Origin of the sequence: Sphingomonas sp. CFBP 13720, assembly GCF_014842075.1 — a bacterium.
Taxonomy (GTDB): Bacteria; Pseudomonadota; Alphaproteobacteria; order Sphingomonadales; family Sphingomonadaceae; genus Sphingomonas.
The window spans coordinates 283,465-300,943 of the sequence record NZ_JACYVA010000003.1 but is presented as its reverse complement, the minus strand read 5'-3'; the positions used below and the strand labels follow the sequence as shown (position 1 = coordinate 300,943).

Below are 17,479 nucleotides of genomic sequence, written 5' to 3'. Positions count from 1 at the left end.
GGTTGCAACGAAGCCCGAACGCGCGCGACCGAAGTCCGTCTCGACCGTTGTGCGGTACAGGGAGATGCATCCATGTCACGTCCTATTCTGATTTCCGGTGCCAGCGTTGCCGGCAACACCGCCGCGTGGTGGCTGGGTCGCGTCGGTTTCGACGTCACCGTCGTCGAACGTGCGCCGTTGTTCCGCGACGGCGGCCAGAACATCGACGTGCGCGGATCGGGGCGCGAGGTGTTGCGCCGCATGGGGCTGGAGCAGGCGGCGCTCGATCGGGGCACCGGCGAGGAAGGCACGGCATGGGTGGATGCCAATGGCGGAGTCGCCGCGAAGTTCCTGACCGATGGCACGACGGCGGACGGCCCGACCGCCGAAATGGAGATATTGCGCGGCGACCTTGCCCGGTTGCTGTACGAACCCGCCGTCGAGCATGCGACCTATCGCTTCGGCGACAGCATCGCGTCGATCGTGCAGGATGACGATGCCGCCACCGTGACCTTCGCCAGCGGCCGGACCGAGCGGTACGATGCGGTCATCGTCGCTGAAGGCGTCGGCTCCGCCACCCGCAAACAGATGTTCCCGAACGAGAACGTGCCGCGCTGGATGGACCTGACCATCGCATATTTCATGATCCCGCGGACGCCGGACGACGACCGGCTGTGGCGCTGGTACAATGCGACCGGGGGTCGCAGCGTGTCGTTGCGCCCCGATCGCCATGGCATGACCCGGGCGATGCTGTCTGTCCGGCAGGCACCGGGCGGCGAGCAGGACTGGAGCGTCGCGCGGCAGAAGGCGTGGCTGCGCGAACGGTTCGCCGACGCCGGATGGCAATCCGCGCGGGTGCTGGACGGCATGGACGCGACCGACGATTTCTATTTCGACGTGCTGCGGCAGGTGCGGATGCCGCGCTGGGCGAACGGCCGGGTCGTGCTGACCGGCGACGCGGCGTGGTGCGCGACACCGATCGCCGGGATCGGTACGACGCTGGCGATTACCGGTGCCTATGTGCTGGCGTCCGAAATGGCGCGGGCGGACGACGTCGCCCCCGCGTTCGCCGCCTATGAACGCGCGATGCGGCCGATGGTCGAGGATGGGCAGGGGGTGCCGAAGATCGCGCCACGGATCATGAATCCGCAGAGCCGTACCGGTATCCGGCTGCTGCACGGCGCGCTGGCGCTGGCCAGCCGCCCTGTCGTCCGTGGTGTTACGGGCAAGCTGTTCGGCGGTGGCGGGAAAGAGCCGGACCTGTCGCGATACGATGCTGCCGGACCGTCGCCCGAACCCTTGTCCGCCGATAGCGGGGCTGCGCGGGGCGGACTTTCGCCGTTGCTGGCGCTTGGCGCGGTCGGCATCGTGTTGGGGGCAAGCGCGATCGTCGGACGTCGCAATGCGCCCGATCCGTCGCATCCCGGTATCCGTCGCTGGTATCGCAGGCTCGACAAGCCGGGCTTCACGCCGCCCGATGCCGCGTTCGGGGCGGTGTGGCCGGTACTGGAAACCGGTCTGGCGATCGGCGGATATCGACTGTTGCGGCAACCGTCGGGAACGGCGCGCAACACGGCGGTCGCCTTGTGGCTGGTCAACACGGCGATGGTCGGCGGCTGGACGCAGCTGTTCTTCCGCGAGAAGAAGCTGGGTGCGAGTGCGGCGGCATCGGGCGCGATGGTCGCATCGGGCGCCGCCTATGTCGCGGCGGCAGCGCGGGCCGACAAGCCGGCCGCAGCGGTCGGCGTGCCGTTCGTCGCATGGCTGGGTTTCGCCACGTTGCTGGCCGAGCGGATCTGGCGCGACAATCCCGCCAAGGGCGAATGACCCGCGTCACCGTCTGGCACGATGGCAATTGCCCACTGTGTCGTCGCGAGATCGCGTGGATGCGCCGGCTGGACCGGCGTGGACGGATCGATTTCGTCGATGCCACCGGCCCGATCGCGTGTCCCATCGACCGTGCCGCCCTGCTCGCGCGATTCCATGCGATGGAGGACGGCCGGATGCTGTCCGGTGCTGCGGCGTTCGCGGCCATGTGGCGCGCGATCCCGCTGCTACGGCCGGTAGGGCTGCTTGCGCGGTATCGACCGGTGCTGTTCCTGATGGAGCGCGCATATGTGCATTTCCTGAAGAACCGCCCGCGGCTTCAGCGCTGGCTGGCCGGACGCGAGGCGCGTTCCTGACCGACGCCACATCGGCTCGCGCTGTCCGCGCATCGGCGTACGGATGGCCGAGAGATTGCGCGTGGGTGTGTACGGTGCGGACATTCGGAGCGACCAGCATTTGTGCCGCAATTACCGCTCCTTAATATCCGTCGCCCTAGGGTCGGGTATGCCCCCTGTCTTTGCCAGCACCGCCGCCCTGTTACAGATCGGTGCGACCGTCGCAGCCTTTGCCTCGTTCGCCTTGTGGCCGCCTGCCCATGGAAAGCTGCTGCTGGTGCCGATCGACGGCAGCGATCGCAACGCCGTCTCGCGCCTCGCCCTCGATAGCGGGGCATCGCTGTCGGAAAGCGGTCCGCTTCCCGGTTCGATGATCGTGCTGGGCGACCGGCACGCGATCGGCCTTCGCGGTGCAAGGTTGCTCGTGCTCGCCGCGCCTGCGTTCAGTTGTGGAAGCGCGACCGATCGGGGCACCGCGTCGTGAACCGGTCGGCACCGCCAGCCGGGATCGCAGAGGCCGCACCGACGCTGCGTTCGCTCGACGCCCTCCGCCTGCGCGGAATCGTGGCGTGGGCGGTTCTGGGATGGGTTTCGCTCGTCGTCCTGCTGGTCGGGGACGCTGCGCTGGACGCCGGCATGGGCTGGCCCCTGCTCATTGCCGGGGTGCTTCTGAACATCGTTCCGACGATGGCGGCGCTGCGTCGACGCTACGACGCTGCGGCACGCGCCACGATGGGGACGCTGGCGGCGGCGATACCGGCGATGCTCGTTTTCCTGTTACGCGGACATCCGTGGCAGATGGACGCCCACATGTACTTCTTCGTCGGTATGGCCGCGCTGGTCGTGCTGGCCGACTGGCGTCCGATCGCGGTGGCGACGACGTTGACCGCCATCCATCACATCGCGCTGGAATGGCTTGCGCCCAGCTTCGTGTTCACGGGCGACGGCAACATCGGCCGTATCGCGTTCCACGTCGTCGCCGTCGGATTGCAATTCGGCATTCTGGCGATCCTGACGACCCAGTTGAATCGGCTGTTCACCGCGCAGGACGCTGCCCTGCGACGATCGCACGAACTCGCGGAAGTCGCGGAAGACGGGCAACGGCGCGCGGAAGAAGCGATGCGCCTTGCGCGGGCGGCCGAATTGCAGGCCGCCGACGAGCGCCGCCAGCGCGAGGAGCAGACCGCCCGGATCGCACGGGAACGTCGCAGCGAACTGGTGATGCTCGCGCAGGAATTCGAACGCTCCGTCACGACGGTCGTGAAATGCATGGGCGACGCCACCGGCCGGCTGGAAGAATCGGCGGTCCGGCTGGAAAGCATTACCGGGGCGGCGCGGTTCGAAGCGGAAGGCGCGTCGGTCGGCGCCAGCCGTGCCGCGAACGATATCGCGGTGGTGGTCACGTCGATCCGGGATCTGTCGGCATCGATCCGCACGATCGCGACCGCCGCCGAACGGCAGGCCGTGCTGACCGATACCGCCAGCACCAATGCGGCGCGAAGCGTTCAGACCGTCGCCATGCTGGAGGAACATGCGGTCCAGATCGAACGGTTTCTGGACGACATTCGCAGCATCGCCAGCAAGACGAACCTGCTCGCACTCAACGCGACGATCGAAGCGGCGCGTGCGGGGGAGGCCGGACGTGGTTTCGTGGTGGTCGCCAACGAAGTGAAATTGCTGTCAGCCGATACGAAGGGGGCCAGCGATCGTATCAGCGCGCTGATCGCCGGCATCCGCAACGGCGTGGCGGAAACCGGCGACAAGCTCCGGTCGGTCAACCAGTCGATCGGCGAAGTTTCGCACGCCGCATCGGGTATCGCGTCCGCCGTGCGCGAACAGAACGGAACCTCGCAGGAGGTCGATGCCGGGGCCGACCGGGCCGTGCTGACCGCCGGCGAAGTCGGGCAGCAGATCGAAAGCGTCGCCAATGCCGCCGGTGCGGCGTCGACGCTGTCGGTCGCGGTGCGGACCAGTGTCGGTCAGTTGGTGGACAGCACGCGCGAATTGCGTGCGTCCACCGACCTTTTCGTATCCTTCCTGCGGTCCGACGACACGCTGGTCGCGTGACCGTCATCGGTCGATCGTTCGACGATCGGGAGGCGTCCCGTCAGGCGGGCTGACCGTTCCCACCGGTCGCGCCGAAGATCTGACCGGTGGAATAGCTCAGCGCCGGATCGGCGGCCGCGACATACAGCCCCGCGATCTCGGCGGGCTGCCCCGGCCGGCCGAACGGCGAGTCCGCTGCGAAGGTCCGCTGCTTTTCGGGCGTCGCGCCGCCGCTCACCTGAAGCGGCGTCCAGAACGGTCCCGGCGCGACCGCGTTGACGCGTATCCCGCGCGAGGCCAACTGCTTGGCCATCCCCTTGGTGAAGTTCAGGACGGCGGCGCGCGTCATCGCATAATCGACGATATCCTTGGACGGGTCGCCCGCCTGTTCGGACGACGTGTTCACGATCACCGCGCCTGCGGTCATCCGCTCCAGCGCCGCCTTGGTCAGCCAGAACGGGGCGTAGACGTTCGTCTTCATCGTGTCGTCGAAGTCCTGCGACGAGATATCGGCGATCGTCGGACGGGTCTGTTGGCGCGCCGCGTTGTTGACGAGGATGTCCAGCCCGCCCAGTTGATCGGCGGCCTCCGCCACCAGCCGACGACAGAAGCGTTCGTCGCGCAGATCGCCGGGAATCGCCACGGCCTTGCGGCCTTCCGCCCGGATCAACGCCACCACTTCGCGGGCGTCCGGTTCCTCAGCGGGCAGATAGTTGATCGCGACGTCGGCACCTTCGCGGGCATAGGCGATCGCGGCCGCGCGTCCTATTCCGCTGTCACCGCCCGTGATCAGCGCCTTTTTCCCGGCCAGCCGCCCCGAACCCTTGTAGCTGGTCTCGCCATGATCGGGGCGCGGGTTCATGCGGGAGGCAAGCCCCGGCCAAGGTTGCCGCTGCACCGGAAACGGTGGCTTGGGATAGCGTGCGGCGGCGGGAGTTACCGGGGCGGCAGGGCTGCCCTGTGCGGCGGCGGCGGGCGCAGCGCCCAGCGCGCCCATGGTCAGGGCGGCGCCGGTGACGAAGGTACGGCGATCGGTCTCGGACATCGGACAGCTTTCGTGGTGCGGGATGGTGTCACAAGCCCCGGCGTCGCTCCGGGTTCCGGGAACGTCGGGCCCGGACCGAAGGCAATCGTTATTCCTGGCCGAGCGTAAAGTGCTTGTTCCGTTCGATAACACTCCGCCGATGCGACCTTATGTCCGACGCTTCGTTACATGGGTTAGCCGTTCCGGCGACCGAGGATTCCCATGAGTGACATGACGACGACCACCGGCGATGGTGGCGAGACGCACCAGCGCGCGACCGGCGACGCCGCGGTGCTGACCACCAACCACGGCGTGCCCGTGTCGGACAATCAGAACAGCCTGAAGTCCGGTGCGCGGGGTCCGACGCTGCTGGAGGATTTCGTTCTCCGCGAAAAGATCTTCCATTTCGACCACGAACGGATTCCCGAACGGATCGTCCATGCACGCGGGTCGGGCGCACACGGCGTGTTCGAAACGACCGACGACATCAGCGACCTGAGCAAGGCGGCGGTGTTTACCAAGGGCGAGAAGACCGAGGTCTTCGTCCGCTTTTCCACCGTCGCGGGCGGTGCGGGATCGGTCGACACGCCGCGCGACGTGCGCGGCTTCGCGGTCAAATTCTATACCCGCGAAGGCAATTGGGATCTGGTCGGCAACAACATCCCGGTCTTCTTTATCCAGGACGCGATCAAGTTTCCCGACCTCGTCCATTCGGTGAAGATGGAGGCCGACCGCGCCTATCCGCAGGCCGGCAGCGCGCACGACACCTTCTGGGACTGGGCATCGCTGATGCCCGAAACCACGCACATGTTGATGTGGGCGATGTCCGACCGCACGCTGCCGCGCTCGTTCCGCACGATGGAGGGGTTCGGCGTCCACACCTTCAAGCTGGTGAATGCGGACGGCAAGGCGAGCTTCGTCAAGTTCCACTGGAAGCCGCAACTGGGTCTGCAATCGACGATCTGGGACGAAGCGCTCAAGCTGCAGGCCGCCGACAACGACTATCAGCGCCGCGACTTGTGGGAAGCGATCGATACCGGTGCCTTCCCCAAATGGGATCTCGGCATCCAGGTGTTCGATCAGGCGTTTGCCGAAGCACAGCCCTATGACGTGCTCGACGCGACCAAGCTGATCCCGGAGGAAGACGTACCGGTGCGGGTGATCGGCACGCTGACGCTGAACCGCAACCCGGACAATTTCTTCGCGGAGACCGAGCAGGTCGCGTTCCTGCCGACCAACATCGTGCCGGGCATCGATTTTTCGAACGATCCGCTGCTGCAAGGACGCCTGTTCAGCTATCTCGACACGCAGAATTCGCGGCTGGGGACGACCAACTTCCACCAGATCCCGATCAACGCCCCGCGTTGCCCGTTCGGCAATTTCCAGCGCGACGGCAAGATGCAGACCCATGTGCCAAAGGGGCGCGCGAACTACGAACCGAACAGCCTGTCCGCGCATGGCGAGGATGGCGGCCCCCGCGAATCGGCGACGCGCGGCTTCGCAACCGTCAACGCGGCGACTGGCGGGGACGAACAGGGCGATAAACAGCGTATCCGCGCCGAACTGTTCGCCGACCATTACAGTCAGGCACGCCTGTTCTATCGGTCGCAGACCGAGAACGAGCAGGCGCATATCGCGTCGTCGTTCGTGTTCGAACTGTCGAAGGTCGGCGTGCTCGATCAGGTGCCGCCACGGATGGTCGCCAACCTGCGCAACGTCGACGAGGATCTGGCGAAACGCGTGGCCGACGGGTTAGGCATCGACCTGCCGGAAAAGGCGGCGGCGGCGCGGGAACCGGTTGAGATGTCACCGTCCGATGCGCTGTCGATCCACCGGAACATGAAGGACACGCTGGAAGGTCGCGCCGTCGGCATCCTCTATACCGATGGCAGCGACGGCGCGGAGATCGACGCAGTCGTCGCGGCGGTCGTGGCGGCGAAGGGCAAGGCGGTGCTGGTGTCGCCCAAGGTCGGTGGTGCGACGCTCGCCGACGGATCGAAGCGCAAGGCGGACGGGCAACTGGCCGGTACGCCATCGCAGCTGTTCGACGCGGTCGCGATCGTGCTGTCGCAGGACGGCTGTGCCGCGCTGCTCAAGGAAGCGGCGGCGGTCCAGTTCGCGATGGATGCGTTCGGCCACTTGAAGGCGATCGGTGCCAGCGCGTCGGCGAAGCCGCTGCTGGACAAGGCCGGCGTCGAGCCGGACGAGGGCGTGACCGGGCTGGGCAGTGATTTCATCGCTGCCGCCAAGAAGCGCTTCTATGCGCGCGAGCCGGGCGTCCGCACGCTGGCGTAACCGGTCGGGCGAGCCGGTAGCGACCGGCTCGCCCGATCTCGTTCGGTCCGGCGGCGATCGACGTGCGTTACGCGGCCAGCCGGAAGCGCAGCAGCCGGTCGTCGAGCGCGATCAGTGCTTCTGCGCCGCCACCGACCGCACGGACGATTTCGGGATGCTGCGCGTCCAGTCCGCCGGTCAGCGAGCCGAAGGCGGGCAGGATCAACTTGGTCGCGGTCGCCACGAAACAGCGGCGCGATACATTGCGCCCGCGCACGCTGACGCGCAGTTTCGGATGGAAATGGCCCGACAGTTCGGGACGTGGATCGGCCGGGTCGGCCTCGTGCCGCAGCACCAGCCCATCGACCAGCGCCTCGTCCAGCACCCGGCCGCCGCAATGCGTCGCCACGACGCGGTCGTGATTGCCGGTAATCCATACCCAGTCGCAGGCACCGGTCAGCGCGCGCAGCTTCGCCTGTGCCGTTTCCGACAGCCGGTCGCATCCCGCGCTGTCGTGGAAACTGTCACCCAGACACCAGATTTCCGCCGGGTCGGTGCGCGCCACCACCGCCTCGATCGCCGACAGGGTCGCCAGCGTGTCGTAGGGCGGCAGCATCTGCCCGAACTGCGCGAACCAGCTCGCCTTTTCGAAATGCAGGTCCGCCAGCAACAGCGCGCGCCGCGCCGGCCAGTAGAGCGCACCGGCGGACAGGGCGTGAAAGACGTGACCGGCGAACGAAAGCGGAACCATGATCCGCCTATGCCGCATGCCACCGCGCGGCTCAAGCATCGGTGCGGCAGGAAAAAGCCTATGGATCGAGCGTCATCGCCTCGCTCGCCAGTGCCTCGGCCTCGATCAGCAGCGCATCGTCCGCCGACCCCTGCGTCACGCGTTCGCGACCGATCAGCACCAGTACCGGCACCGCAAGCGGACTGACGCGGTCGAGCGTGACGTGCCGCATCCGCCCCTGCGCCGTTTCCAGCAGCACCGCCAGCCGCCCGACATCGGTCATCCGCGCACGCGCATCCTGCCACGCCGCTTCGAGCAACAGGTGGCCGGGTTCGTATTTTCGCAGCACGTCGTAGATCAGGTCGGTCGAAAAAGTGACCTGTTTGCCGGTCTTGCGCTTGCCGGGATGCTGGCGTTCGACCAGCCCGCCGATCACGGCTACTTCGCGGAACGCGCGTTTGAGCAGCGCCGATTGCTGCACCCAGTCGACGAATTCATGTTCCAGAATGTCGGGCGAGAACAGCGCCTGAGGATCGGTGATCGGCTCCAGCCCGTAACAGGCCAGCGCATAGTCGTTCGACACGAACCCGACCGGGTTCAGCCCCATCGCCTCCATCCGCCGCGTGACCAGCATGCCCAGCGACTGGTGCGCGTTCCACCCTTCGAAGCTGTAGGCTACCATATAATGCCGCCCTTCGCGGGGGAAGGTTTCGACCAGCAACTCGCCCGGCTTGGGCAGCACCGAGCGTCGCGCCTGATATTCCAGCCATTCGCGGACATCGTCGGGAAAGCGCGCCCACTGGCTGCGGTCGTCGAGGAACCCGCGCACCCGGTCGGCGAGGTTGGTCGACAATGCCATGCGCGACCCGCCATAGGTCGGCACCCGCGCCGGGCGGCTGGTCGCGCGTACGACCAGATCGTTCAGTTCGATCTTCTCGACTTCGAGACTGAGGCCGGAGAAGAAGAAGGTATCGCCCGGCGACAGTGTGGACGCGAAATATTCCTCGACCGTTCCCAGCCGCCGCCCATTCTTGAACCGCACGTCGAGCGTGGTCGCATCCACGATGATGCCGGCGTTCAGCCGATGCTGCGCCACGAAACCGGGCTTCGTCACCTGCCACAGGCCATCGGCACCCAGCCGCAACCGCTTGAACCGGTCATAGGCTTTCAGCGCATAGCCGCCTTCCGCGATATAGTGCAGCACGCGGTCGAACGTGTCGCTTTCGAGCGCGGAATAGGGAAGCGCGCTGCGCACTTCATCAAGCATTTGCTGCGCAGCAAATGGTGCAGCACAGGCGCATGCCATCAGATGCTGCGCCAGTACGTCGAGCGCGCCGGGGCGGAAGACGTCGGGGTCGAGTTCGCCTGCCTCGACCGCGTCCAACGCCGCCTGCGCCTCCAGAAACTCGAACCGGTTGCCGGGCACCAGCACGGCGCGCGATGCTTCGTCCAGCCGGTGATTGGCGCGTCCGATCCGCTGGAGCAGGCGCGACGATCCCTTGGGCGCGCCCATTTGGATCACGCAGTCGACGTCGCCCCAATCGACGCCCAGATCGAGACTGGCGGTTGCCACCAGCGCCCGCAGCCGCCCGTCGGCCATTGCCTGTTCCACCTTGCGCCGCGCTTCGCGGTCGAGGCTGCCGTGATGGACGCCGATCGGCAATTGCCGGTCATTGGTCTTCCACAGATCCTGAAAGATCAGTTCAGCAAGGCTGCGGGTGTTGCAGAACACGATGGTGGTGCGGTTGCGTTCGATCTCCGCCATCACCTGCGCCGCGGCATAGCGCCCGGAATGGCCCGACCACGGGATGCGATCGTGCGGCAACAGGATGGCGATTTCGGGGTCGGCGCCCGGTTCGCCCTGTACCAGCGCGACCGTATCGATATCGCCATCGGGGGCCAGCCATGCGCGATAGCCGTCGGCATCCGCGACCGTCGCCGACAGCGCCACGCGGCGCAGCGCAGGCGCGAACCGCTGCAACCGCGCAAGGCACAACGACAACAGGTCGCCGCGCTTGTCGGTGGCGAAGGCGTGCACCTCGTCGATCACGATCGACCGCAGACCCGCGAACATCGTGGCGCTGTCGGGATAGGACAGCAACAGGCTGAGCGATTCCGGCGTGGTCAGCAGGATGTGCGGCGGGCGACTGCGCTGCCGTGCCTTGCGGTCGGACGGCGTGTCGCCGGTGCGCGTCTCGACCCGGATCGGCAGTGCCATTTCCTCGATCGGGGCCAGCAGGTTGCGCTGCACGTCGACCGCCAACGCCTTGAGCGGCGAGATGTAGAGCGTGTGCAACCCGTCGACCGGCGTCTCGATCAGGTCGGTCAGCGTCGGCAGAAACCCGGCCAGCGTCTTGCCCGCGCCGGTGGTCGCGACCAGCAGCGCGTGGCGTCCCTGTCGCGCGACCGCCAGCATTTCGCGCTGGTGACGACGCGGGGTCCATCCGCGCGCGGCGAACCATTGGGCGAGGGGGGCGGGGAGGCTGTCGGACACTGTGCCCCATCTGGGGCCGCAGCGCGCCGGATACCAGCCATCGCCCGTGCGCGCGGGCCAAGACGGGGCGCGACCGTCAGTGCGCCGCCGACGTATCCACCTTGCCGCCGGGCCGGGGGGCCAGCCAGATGATCATCGCCGATGCGAAGAAGATCACCGCCGCGATGGCGAACAGGTGATTGGTCGCCAGCGCGAACGCTTCCCGGTCGACCAATTGTTCGAGGAGCCCGCGACCCTGTTCCTGCGACATCCCGCGCGCCGCCGCGCCCGCCAGCACCTGTCCCGGATCGTTCAGCACCCCGGCCAGTTCGGCGCGGTTCACCTGTGCGCTGTTCTGCCAGACCGTCGCGCCGATCGAGGTTCCGATGGCGGCGGCCAGCGTGCGCAGGAAGCTCATCAACCCCGCCGCCGACGCGGTTTCGGACGGCGGCACCGCCCCCAGCGCGATGATCGTCAGCGGAATGAAAAAGAACGGCATGCCCAGCCCCTGCACCAGCTGCGGCAGCGCGAGCGTCCAGAAGTCCGCCCCGCTGGTCCAGAAGGTGCGCAGGATCGACGTCAGACCCAGCCACGATATGCCGAAACACACCAACAGGCGCGGATCGACCTTGTTGCTCAGCCTTGCGACGACCGGCGACATGATGACCGCCAGCACGCCGTTGAACGCGGTGACATAGCCGGCCTCGGTCGCGGTATAGCCCATCGCGGTCTGCAACCATTGCGGGATGATGACGACCGAGGCGAAGAAGGTACCGAAACTGAATGACAGCGCCGCCACCGCGACGGTGAACCCCCTGTGACGGAACACGCGCAGGTCGACGATCGGATTGGCCTCGGTCAGTTCCCAGATCAGGAACACGACGAACCCGATCGCCGCGACCACCGCGCACCCGACGATAAAGCTGGACCCCAGCCAGTCATGTTCGCGTCCCAGATCGAGCATCACCTGCAACGCCGCGATCCACAGCACCATCAGCGCAAGGCCGATGCGGTCGACGGCCACGATCTCACGCGGGGTCTCGGTCTGGCGCAACAGGGTGAACACGCCGAAGATGCACAGCACGGCGATCGGCAGGTTGATGAAGAAGATCCACGGCCACGACCACGTATCGCTGATCGTCCCGCCAAGGATCGGCCCGAGGATCGGCGCGGTGACGGTGGTCATCGCCCAGACCCCCATCGCCGCCGCCTGTTTCTCCTTGGGAAAGATGCGCAGCAGCAGCGTCTGCGTCAGCGGCATCAGCGGCCCGCCGCAGAACCCCTGTCCGATGCGGAACGCGACCATCATGCCCAGCGACGTGGCAAGGCCGCACAGCGCGGAGAATATCGCGAAGCCGATCATCGCCGCCATGAACACGCGGATCGTCCCGAACCGCCGTACCAGCCACCCGGTCAGCGGTACGCACACCGCCTCCGCCACCGAATAGGAGGTGACGACCCACGTCCCCTGTGTCGGCGATACGCCCAGCCCGCCCGCGATGTGCGGCACCGACACGTTGGCGATGGTGGTGTCGAGCACCACCATGAAGTTGGTCAGCGCCAGCACCACCCCGGCCAGCACCAGCCGCGATCCGGTCAGCGTGGGCGTGGGGGCGGCGGAACGCGTCGGGGCAGCGGCAGAGGCCATGACGGCTCCTTGAAATCGAACGGCTTGCACGGACCCGTCCGTCCCGGGTTAGCGGCGCGCGGGGCGAAACGGCGTATCGCAGGACCGGCGCGGGTGCTCCGATACGGGCTTCGGCGTCGCTTCGTTCTACTCGGAACGAACGGGTGAAACGGGTCGGGTCACCGGTCGCCCGAAATGTCGATCTCGGCATCCATCGACAGCCCGACGCGCAACGGATGCGCGCGCAGGTCCTTCGGGTCGAGCGCGATGCGGACCGGCAGGCGCTGGACCACCTTGATCCAGTTGCCCGTCGCATTCTGCGCCGGGATCAGCGCGAACGCCGATCCGGTACCGCCCGCCAGCCCGACCACCCGGCCATGATAGACCACGTCGCCACCATGCAGGTCGGACGTCAGCGTCGCAGGCTGGCCGATGCGGACATGCTGCAACTGGCCTTCCTTATAGTTCGCATCGACGTACAGCCGTTCGACCGGCACGATCGCCATGGCTACCGCGCCCGCCGCGACACGCTGCCCGATCTGGACGTTCCGCTGCGCCACTACGCCGGCGATCGGCGCGCGTACGACGGTGCGTTCCAGATCGAGTTGCGCCTGCGCCAGCTTCGCCCGCGCCGCCAGTACCTCTGGTGCGGTCGCCTGGGTCGTGCCCTCCGTCAGCGCGGTGTTGGCGGCGCGTTCGCGCTGTGCCGACACGCGGTTGGCGCGTGCCTGTGCCACGCCCGCCTCCGCCAACGCGACATTGGCGCGGGCGGTCGACAGTGCGTTGGTCGCGGCGGTCAGTTCCTCACCCGACACCGCGCCTTCGCCCGACAGCGCCTGTCGCCGGCGATAATCGGTTTCCGCGCGGGTCAGGTTGCCGCGGGCGACGGTCAGCTGCGCCTCTGCGCTGCCGATATCCGCGCCGCGCGCATCGGCCTGCGCCTGCAACGCCGCGCCGGTCGCCGCGGTCTGACCATAGCGACGTTCGGCGGTGGCCAGTTCCGCCTGCGCCTGCGCGACCGCGATCTTCTGATCCGCATCGTCCAGCCGCATCAGCACCTGTCCGCGCCGGACCGGCTGCGTGTCGCTGACGGTCAGTTCGACCACCTGTCCGGCGACCAGCGGCGTGACCTGCGCGACTTCGGCGGCGACATAGGCATTGTCGGTGCCGACGCGCTTCGACGCGATGACCGTGTCGTACAGCCAGTAGCCGAGCGCGAGCAGCCCGACGATCGCCGCGAAGATCAGCAACAGCCGCTTGCGCCTGCCCGGATTGGCATGATCGGCCGGGGCCGGAGTGGGGGATGGCGTATCCATCAGAGATTCCCGCTATGAGAAGGAAGATAGCCGCCGCCGAGTGCGCGGACGAGTTGCACGTCGATCGCGAAGCGTCGCGCGTCGAGTTCGGCGAGCGTCCGGCGCGCGGTCAGCACCGCCTGTTCGGCGCTCAGCACGTTGAGAAAGGTCGACAGCCCGCCGCGATAGCGTAGTTGCGCGATGCGATACGCACCCTCCGCCCCGGTCAGCGCCTCGCGTGCGTCGGCGACCTGCGTCGCCACCTGCCCACGACTGGTCACCGCATCGGCGACTTCGCGCAACGCGTTCAGCAGCGTGCGGTCATAGGTCGCGACCGCTTCGTCATAATCGGCGCGGACTTCGCGATACCGGCCGTCGATGCGCCCGCCGTTGAAGATCGGCAGTGTGATCGCAGGGCCGACCGACCCGATCGTCGATCCGCCGTTCGCCAGCACGTCGAGTCCGAGCGACTGCAACCCGAACAGGCCCGACAGGCGGATATCAGGATAGAAGTCGGCGCGCGCGACCTTGATCCGGCTTGCCGCCGCCTCGACCCGCGCCCGCGCGGCGAGCAGGTCGGGACGCCGCCCGGCCAGCGCGATCCCGGCATCGGCAGGCAAATCGGCGGGTAGGGCCGTCACTGCCGGCCGCGTCAGCGTCCGCGCGCGATCCGGTCCCGCACCGATCAACGCGGCGATGCGGTTGCCGGTCAGTGCGATCTGTTCGGCATTGGCGGCCAGTTCGGCGCGCGACGCGGGCACCGCCGACTGCGCCTGTTTCAGTTCGCCCTGCGTCTCCAGCCCGTTGGCCAGCCGATCGGCGACCAGCCGCTGCGTCTGCGTCCGTACTTCCAGCGCGCGGGCCAGCACGTCGCGCAACGAATAGAGCCGCGCCAGATCGGCATAGGCGGCGGCGATATCGCTCGCCAGCACCAGCGCCGCCTGTTCGCGGTCCAGCCGCGCGGCTTCGGCGGCGGAGGTCGCGGCGACCAGCGACGCGCGGTTGCGCCCGAACAGGTCGAGATCGAGTCCGGCGTTGAGCGCGACCCGCCCGGTGTCGTTCCACCCACTTGGGACGAAGGCGCGCGGGATTCCGGCATTGTAGCTCTGCTTGGTCAGCCCCGCCGATGCTTCGCCGGTTACGAAAGGCTGGCCGGCGGCCCCCGCCTGTCGCGCCACGCCTTCGGCAGCGCGGACCCGGGCGGCGGCGATGGTGATATCCGGCGATCCGGCCAGCGCCTCGCCGATCAGCGCGTCGAGCTGTGGATCGCCATAGCCGCGCCACCATGCCGCGTCGGGCCAGCGCGCCGACGATCCGGCCAGCGTCGCGGTCGAGGCGTAGCGATTCGCCGACGCGATTTCGGGGGGCGCGCCCAGATCGGGTGCCGCGCATCCGCCCAGCGCCAGCAGGATCGCCACGCTGCCATATCGTCGAATCGAACGCATGATTTCACCGTACTCCCCGGTACGATTGCGCCTCTGCTCCCACTGCATTTGCTTGTCAATTTGAAAGCGTACCGTATGGTACGGTTATGTTCGCAAGCCCGACCCGCCGCGATGAAAGCCGTGCCGCACGCCAGGCGGCGATCATCGCGATCGCGCGACGCAATTTCCTCGATCACGGCTATGCCGCGACGTCGATGTCGACCATCGCAGGCAAGCTGGGCGGGTCTAAGGGGACGTTATGGGCCTATTTCCCGTCGAAGGAGGCGTTGTTCGCCGCCGTGCTCGACGACGTAACCGAGGCTTTTCGTGCGCAACTGTACGACGCGTTGCGGCCGGGACGCGACTGCCGCACGACCCTGCTCGATTTCGCGCGGCGCTTTTCGGAAAAGCTGCTCAGTCCCGATGCGGTCAGCCTGTACCGGCTGGTCATCGGGGAAGGAGGACGCTTCCCCGAGATCGGTCGCCTGTTCGACGATCGTGGCCCCGCGCAGGTGAAGGCGCGGCTGGCAACCTACCTCGAACGCGAAATGGCCGCCGGTCATTTCCGTCGGGCAGACCCGTTTCGTGCCGCGCAGCATCTGATCCAGTTGATCCAGATTCGGCACAATACCCAGCTATGGGGCAGCGCCGGGCCGTTGCCGGCGGAGGAACGCGAACGCGATGCGCAGGACGCCGTGGACCTGTTCCATCGCGCCTATGCCCCGGACTAGGTTCTGGTACGGATTGGGATACGCGAGCCTACTGCGCCGCGGCATCCTCGGATCGAACAGCCTTACCGTTCGATCGAACCAGCTTCGCGCGCGCCTGCTTGACCGAAAAGGCCCGGAAGAAAGTCGAAGCCCGACGTTATCCTTTACCGGTTCCGGTCGATCCGGTCCTGCTCGTCGTAATTTTTCGCGGTCGCGCGTTCGGTCGCATCGCGTGCGCCACGGCTGCGACGGTTGTGCAGCACCGCCCATGCCAGCACGCCCAGCAACAGAAGCGGGCCGATAACGGTGAGCAAACCCCACAGGCTAGACAGGTCGATCATGGTTGCGGCCTTCCAGTAACACTCTGATCGATCAACGATCCGTCGCGCGCTTTCGATCCGCCGCTTGGCACGGGGCGGCGCGTCGGCCATGGTGGGGTATGGCCCTTGCCCGTTGGATCGAACCCAAGCCCATGGGCATCTACCTGCCGCTTGCCGATGCGTGGATCGATCCGTCGCAACCGGTGGCGCGCGCGCTGGTGACGCACGGCCATGCCGATCATGCGCGCGGCGGACATGGCGCGGTCTGGGCGACGCCCGAAACGTTGGCGATCATGGACGTGCGCTATGGCGCGCAGGCGGGGCACCCGGTCGCCTATGGCGAATCGATCCGCATGGGGCCGATCGACATCGCGTTCGTGCCTGCAGGCCATGTGCTGGGATCGGCGCAGATCGTGCTGGACCATGGCGGCGAGCGTGTCGTCGTATCGGGCGATTACAAGCGCCGCCCCGACCCGACCTGTGCCGCGTTCCAGCCGGTGCCGTGCGACGTGTTCGTGACCGAAGCGACGTTCGGGCTGCCGGTATTCCGCCATCCCGAAACGCGCGACGAGATCGACAAGCTGCTGGCGGCGTTGCGCGCCGAACCCGAACGCTGCGTGCTGGTTGGTGCCTATGCGCTGGGCAAGGCGCAGCGGGTGATCGCGGAAGCGCGGGCGATGGGCTTCGACGATCCGATCTACCTGCACGGCGCGTTGCAGCGGCTGTGCGACCTGTATGTCGAACTGGGCGTCGACCTGGGCGAACTACGTCCCGCGACCGGGGTGGCGAAAGCGGAATTGCAGGGGAGGATCGTGATCGCGCCGCCGTCCGCGCTCAACGATCGCTGGTCGCGGCGGCTGCCCGATCCGATCACCGCGATGGCCAGCGGATGGATGCGGGTGCGACAGCGCGCGCGGCAGCGCGGCGTCGAACTGCCGCTGATCCTGTCGGACCATGCCGACTGGGACGAACTGACGCAGACGCTGACCGAAATCGCACCGAAGGAAGTGTGGGTGACGCATGGCCGCGAGGATGCGCTGGTCCATTGGTGCATGACCCGCCAGATCAAGGCACGTGCGCTCGACCTCGTCGGGTTCGAGGATGAGGACGATTGATCGCGTTCGTTGCCGTCGCATGGATCGCCTTCGTCAATATCGTCACGCTGTGGCGGTTCCGGGAGGACAAGCGGCGTGCCGTCGACGGGCTGCGTCGGATTCCCGAAGCGGATCTGTTGCGCTGGGCGCTGCTCGGCGGAACGCCGGCCGCCTATGCCGCACGGCGGATGTACCGCCACAAGACGCGGAAACAGCCGTTCGGCCTGCGGCTCGATCTGATCGCCATGATGCAGGCGGGGGTGACGCTGGGGCTGGGGTTCGCGTTCCTGCTCTAGCGGCGACGGGTGCCGTTGCCTTGGC

15 protein-coding genes are annotated in these 17,479 nt (G+C 67.4%); 8 read left to right on the top strand and 7 right to left on the bottom strand.

From position 1 onward, the window contains the following. The first annotated feature begins 72 nt into the window (after positions 1–72). The 4 genes from IFT55_RS09020 to IFT55_RS09005 all read left to right on the top strand — a co-directional run bounded on the left by IFT55_RS09020 (position 73) and on the right by IFT55_RS09005 (position 4,208). Positions 73–1,806, top strand: a complete 1,734-nt coding sequence (locus IFT55_RS09020; RefSeq protein WP_192091231.1) for a tryptophan-rich sensory protein — start codon at positions 73–75, stop codon at positions 1,804–1,806. Further along, complete coding sequence (locus IFT55_RS09015) at positions 1,803–2,162, top strand: thiol-disulfide oxidoreductase DCC family protein (protein WP_192091229.1); 360 nt, start codon at positions 1,803–1,805, stop codon at positions 2,160–2,162. Before IFT55_RS09020 ends, IFT55_RS09015 begins: the two co-directional genes overlap by 4 nt. A 148-nt stretch (positions 2,163–2,310) precedes the next feature. Next, positions 2,311–2,625 (top strand): hypothetical protein, encoded by a 315-nt coding sequence (locus tag IFT55_RS09010; protein WP_192091227.1) that lies wholly within the window; start codon positions 2,311–2,313, stop codon positions 2,623–2,625. After that, positions 2,622–4,208 carry a methyl-accepting chemotaxis protein gene (locus IFT55_RS09005; RefSeq protein ID WP_192091225.1) on the top strand — a complete coding sequence of 529 codons (1,587 nt, stop codon included), beginning with the start codon at positions 2,622–2,624 and terminating at the stop codon, positions 4,206–4,208. The genes IFT55_RS09010 and IFT55_RS09005 overlap by 4 nt, the downstream gene beginning before the upstream one ends. A gap of 40 nt (positions 4,209–4,248) precedes the next feature. On the opposite strand, the gene IFT55_RS09000 is transcribed toward IFT55_RS09005, so the two are convergent. Continuing rightward, a complete protein-coding gene (locus IFT55_RS09000; protein ID WP_197976382.1) occupies positions 4,249–5,232 on the bottom strand; it encodes an SDR family oxidoreductase in 984 nt (327 codons plus the stop codon). A 201-nt stretch (positions 5,233–5,433) separates the two neighbouring features. Between IFT55_RS09000 and IFT55_RS08995 the strand changes: the two genes are divergently transcribed. Then, positions 5,434–7,506, top strand: coding sequence for a catalase (locus IFT55_RS08995; protein ID WP_192091224.1), 2,073 nt, complete (start codon positions 5,434–5,436; stop codon positions 7,504–7,506). A 67-nt stretch (positions 7,507–7,573) separates the two neighbouring features. Here IFT55_RS08995 and pdeM read toward each other — a convergent pair whose 3' ends face one another. From pdeM to IFT55_RS08970, 5 genes are all read right to left on the bottom strand, one after another. After that, on the bottom strand, positions 7,574–8,236 hold the full coding sequence (pdeM, locus tag IFT55_RS08990) for a ligase-associated DNA damage response endonuclease PdeM (RefSeq protein ID WP_192091223.1): 663 nt from the start codon (positions 8,234–8,236) through the stop codon (positions 7,574–7,576). Between the two features lie 58 nt (positions 8,237–8,294). After that, positions 8,295–10,709: a ligase-associated DNA damage response DEXH box helicase gene (locus IFT55_RS08985; RefSeq protein WP_192091221.1), complete on the bottom strand. Its 2,415-nt coding sequence runs from the start codon at positions 10,707–10,709 to the stop codon at positions 8,295–8,297. 76 nt (positions 10,710–10,785) lie between these two features. Further along, positions 10,786–12,336 carry a DHA2 family efflux MFS transporter permease subunit gene (locus tag IFT55_RS08980; RefSeq protein ID WP_192091219.1) on the bottom strand — a complete coding sequence of 517 codons (1,551 nt, stop codon included), beginning with the start codon at positions 12,334–12,336 and terminating at the stop codon, positions 10,786–10,788. Positions 12,337–12,494: 158 nt separating this feature from the next. Continuing rightward, entirely contained in the window at positions 12,495–13,631 is a 1,137-nt protein-coding gene (locus tag IFT55_RS08975) for an HlyD family secretion protein (protein WP_192091217.1), read from the bottom strand. Then, positions 13,631–15,055: an efflux transporter outer membrane subunit gene (locus IFT55_RS08970; RefSeq protein ID WP_192091215.1), complete on the bottom strand. Its 1,425-nt coding sequence runs from the start codon at positions 15,053–15,055 to the stop codon at positions 13,631–13,633. The genes IFT55_RS08975 and IFT55_RS08970 overlap by 1 nt, the downstream gene beginning before the upstream one ends. Before the next feature lie 86 nt (positions 15,056–15,141). On the opposite strand from IFT55_RS08970, the gene IFT55_RS08965 reads away from it, so the two are divergent. After that, positions 15,142–15,765: a TetR/AcrR family transcriptional regulator gene (locus IFT55_RS08965; RefSeq protein ID WP_192091214.1), complete on the top strand. Its 624-nt coding sequence runs from the start codon at positions 15,142–15,144 to the stop codon at positions 15,763–15,765. A 143-nt stretch (positions 15,766–15,908) separates the two neighbouring features. Here the strand turns inward: IFT55_RS08965 and IFT55_RS08960 are convergent, their stop codons facing one another. After that, positions 15,909–16,085 carry a hypothetical protein gene (locus tag IFT55_RS08960; RefSeq protein WP_192091212.1) on the bottom strand — a complete coding sequence of 59 codons (177 nt, stop codon included), beginning with the start codon at positions 16,083–16,085 and terminating at the stop codon, positions 15,909–15,911. 98 nt (positions 16,086–16,183) lie between these two features. Between IFT55_RS08960 and IFT55_RS08955 the strand changes: the two genes are divergently transcribed. Both IFT55_RS08955 and IFT55_RS08950 read left to right on the top strand, forming a co-directional pair. Further along, positions 16,184–17,179 carry a ligase-associated DNA damage response exonuclease gene (locus IFT55_RS08955; RefSeq protein WP_192091210.1) on the top strand — a complete coding sequence of 332 codons (996 nt, stop codon included), beginning with the start codon at positions 16,184–16,186 and terminating at the stop codon, positions 17,177–17,179. Then, entirely contained in the window at positions 17,176–17,454 is a 279-nt protein-coding gene (locus IFT55_RS08950; protein ID WP_192091208.1) for a DUF1294 domain-containing protein, read from the top strand. Before IFT55_RS08955 ends, IFT55_RS08950 begins: the two co-directional genes overlap by 4 nt. Positions 17,455–17,479: the final 25 nt, after the last annotated feature.

Bases quoted from the DNA above. Each gene is read 5' to 3' on its own strand.
- IFT55_RS09020 (WP_192091231.1), top strand. From the start codon at position 73: ATGTCACGTCCTATTCTGATTTCCGGTGCCAGCGTTGCCGGCAACACC.
- IFT55_RS08995 (WP_192091224.1), top strand. From the start codon at position 5,434: ATGAGTGACATGACGACGACCACCGGCGATGGTGGCGAGACGCACCAG.
- IFT55_RS08980 (WP_192091219.1), bottom strand. From the start codon at position 12,336: ATGGCCTCTGCCGCTGCCCCGACGCGTTCCGCCGCCCCCACGCCCACG.
- IFT55_RS08975 (WP_192091217.1), bottom strand. From the start codon at position 13,631: ATGGATACGCCATCCCCCACTCCGGCCCCGGCCGATCATGCCAATCCG.
- pdeM (WP_192091223.1), bottom strand. From the start codon at position 8,236: ATGGTTCCGCTTTCGTTCGCCGGTCACGTCTTTCACGCCCTGTCCGCC.
- IFT55_RS09000 (WP_197976382.1), bottom strand. From the start codon at position 5,232: ATGTCCGAGACCGATCGCCGTACCTTCGTCACCGGCGCCGCCCTGACC.
- IFT55_RS08955 (WP_192091210.1), top strand. From the start codon at position 16,184: ATGGCCCTTGCCCGTTGGATCGAACCCAAGCCCATGGGCATCTACCTG.
- IFT55_RS08960 (WP_192091212.1), bottom strand. From the start codon at position 16,085: ATGATCGACCTGTCTAGCCTGTGGGGTTTGCTCACCGTTATCGGCCCG.
- IFT55_RS08965 (WP_192091214.1), top strand. From the start codon at position 15,142: ATGTTCGCAAGCCCGACCCGCCGCGATGAAAGCCGTGCCGCACGCCAG.
- IFT55_RS08970 (WP_192091215.1), bottom strand. From the start codon at position 15,055: ATGCGTTCGATTCGACGATATGGCAGCGTGGCGATCCTGCTGGCGCTG.
- IFT55_RS09015 (WP_192091229.1), top strand. From the start codon at position 1,803: ATGACCCGCGTCACCGTCTGGCACGATGGCAATTGCCCACTGTGTCGT.
- IFT55_RS09010 (WP_192091227.1), top strand. From the start codon at position 2,311: ATGCCCCCTGTCTTTGCCAGCACCGCCGCCCTGTTACAGATCGGTGCG.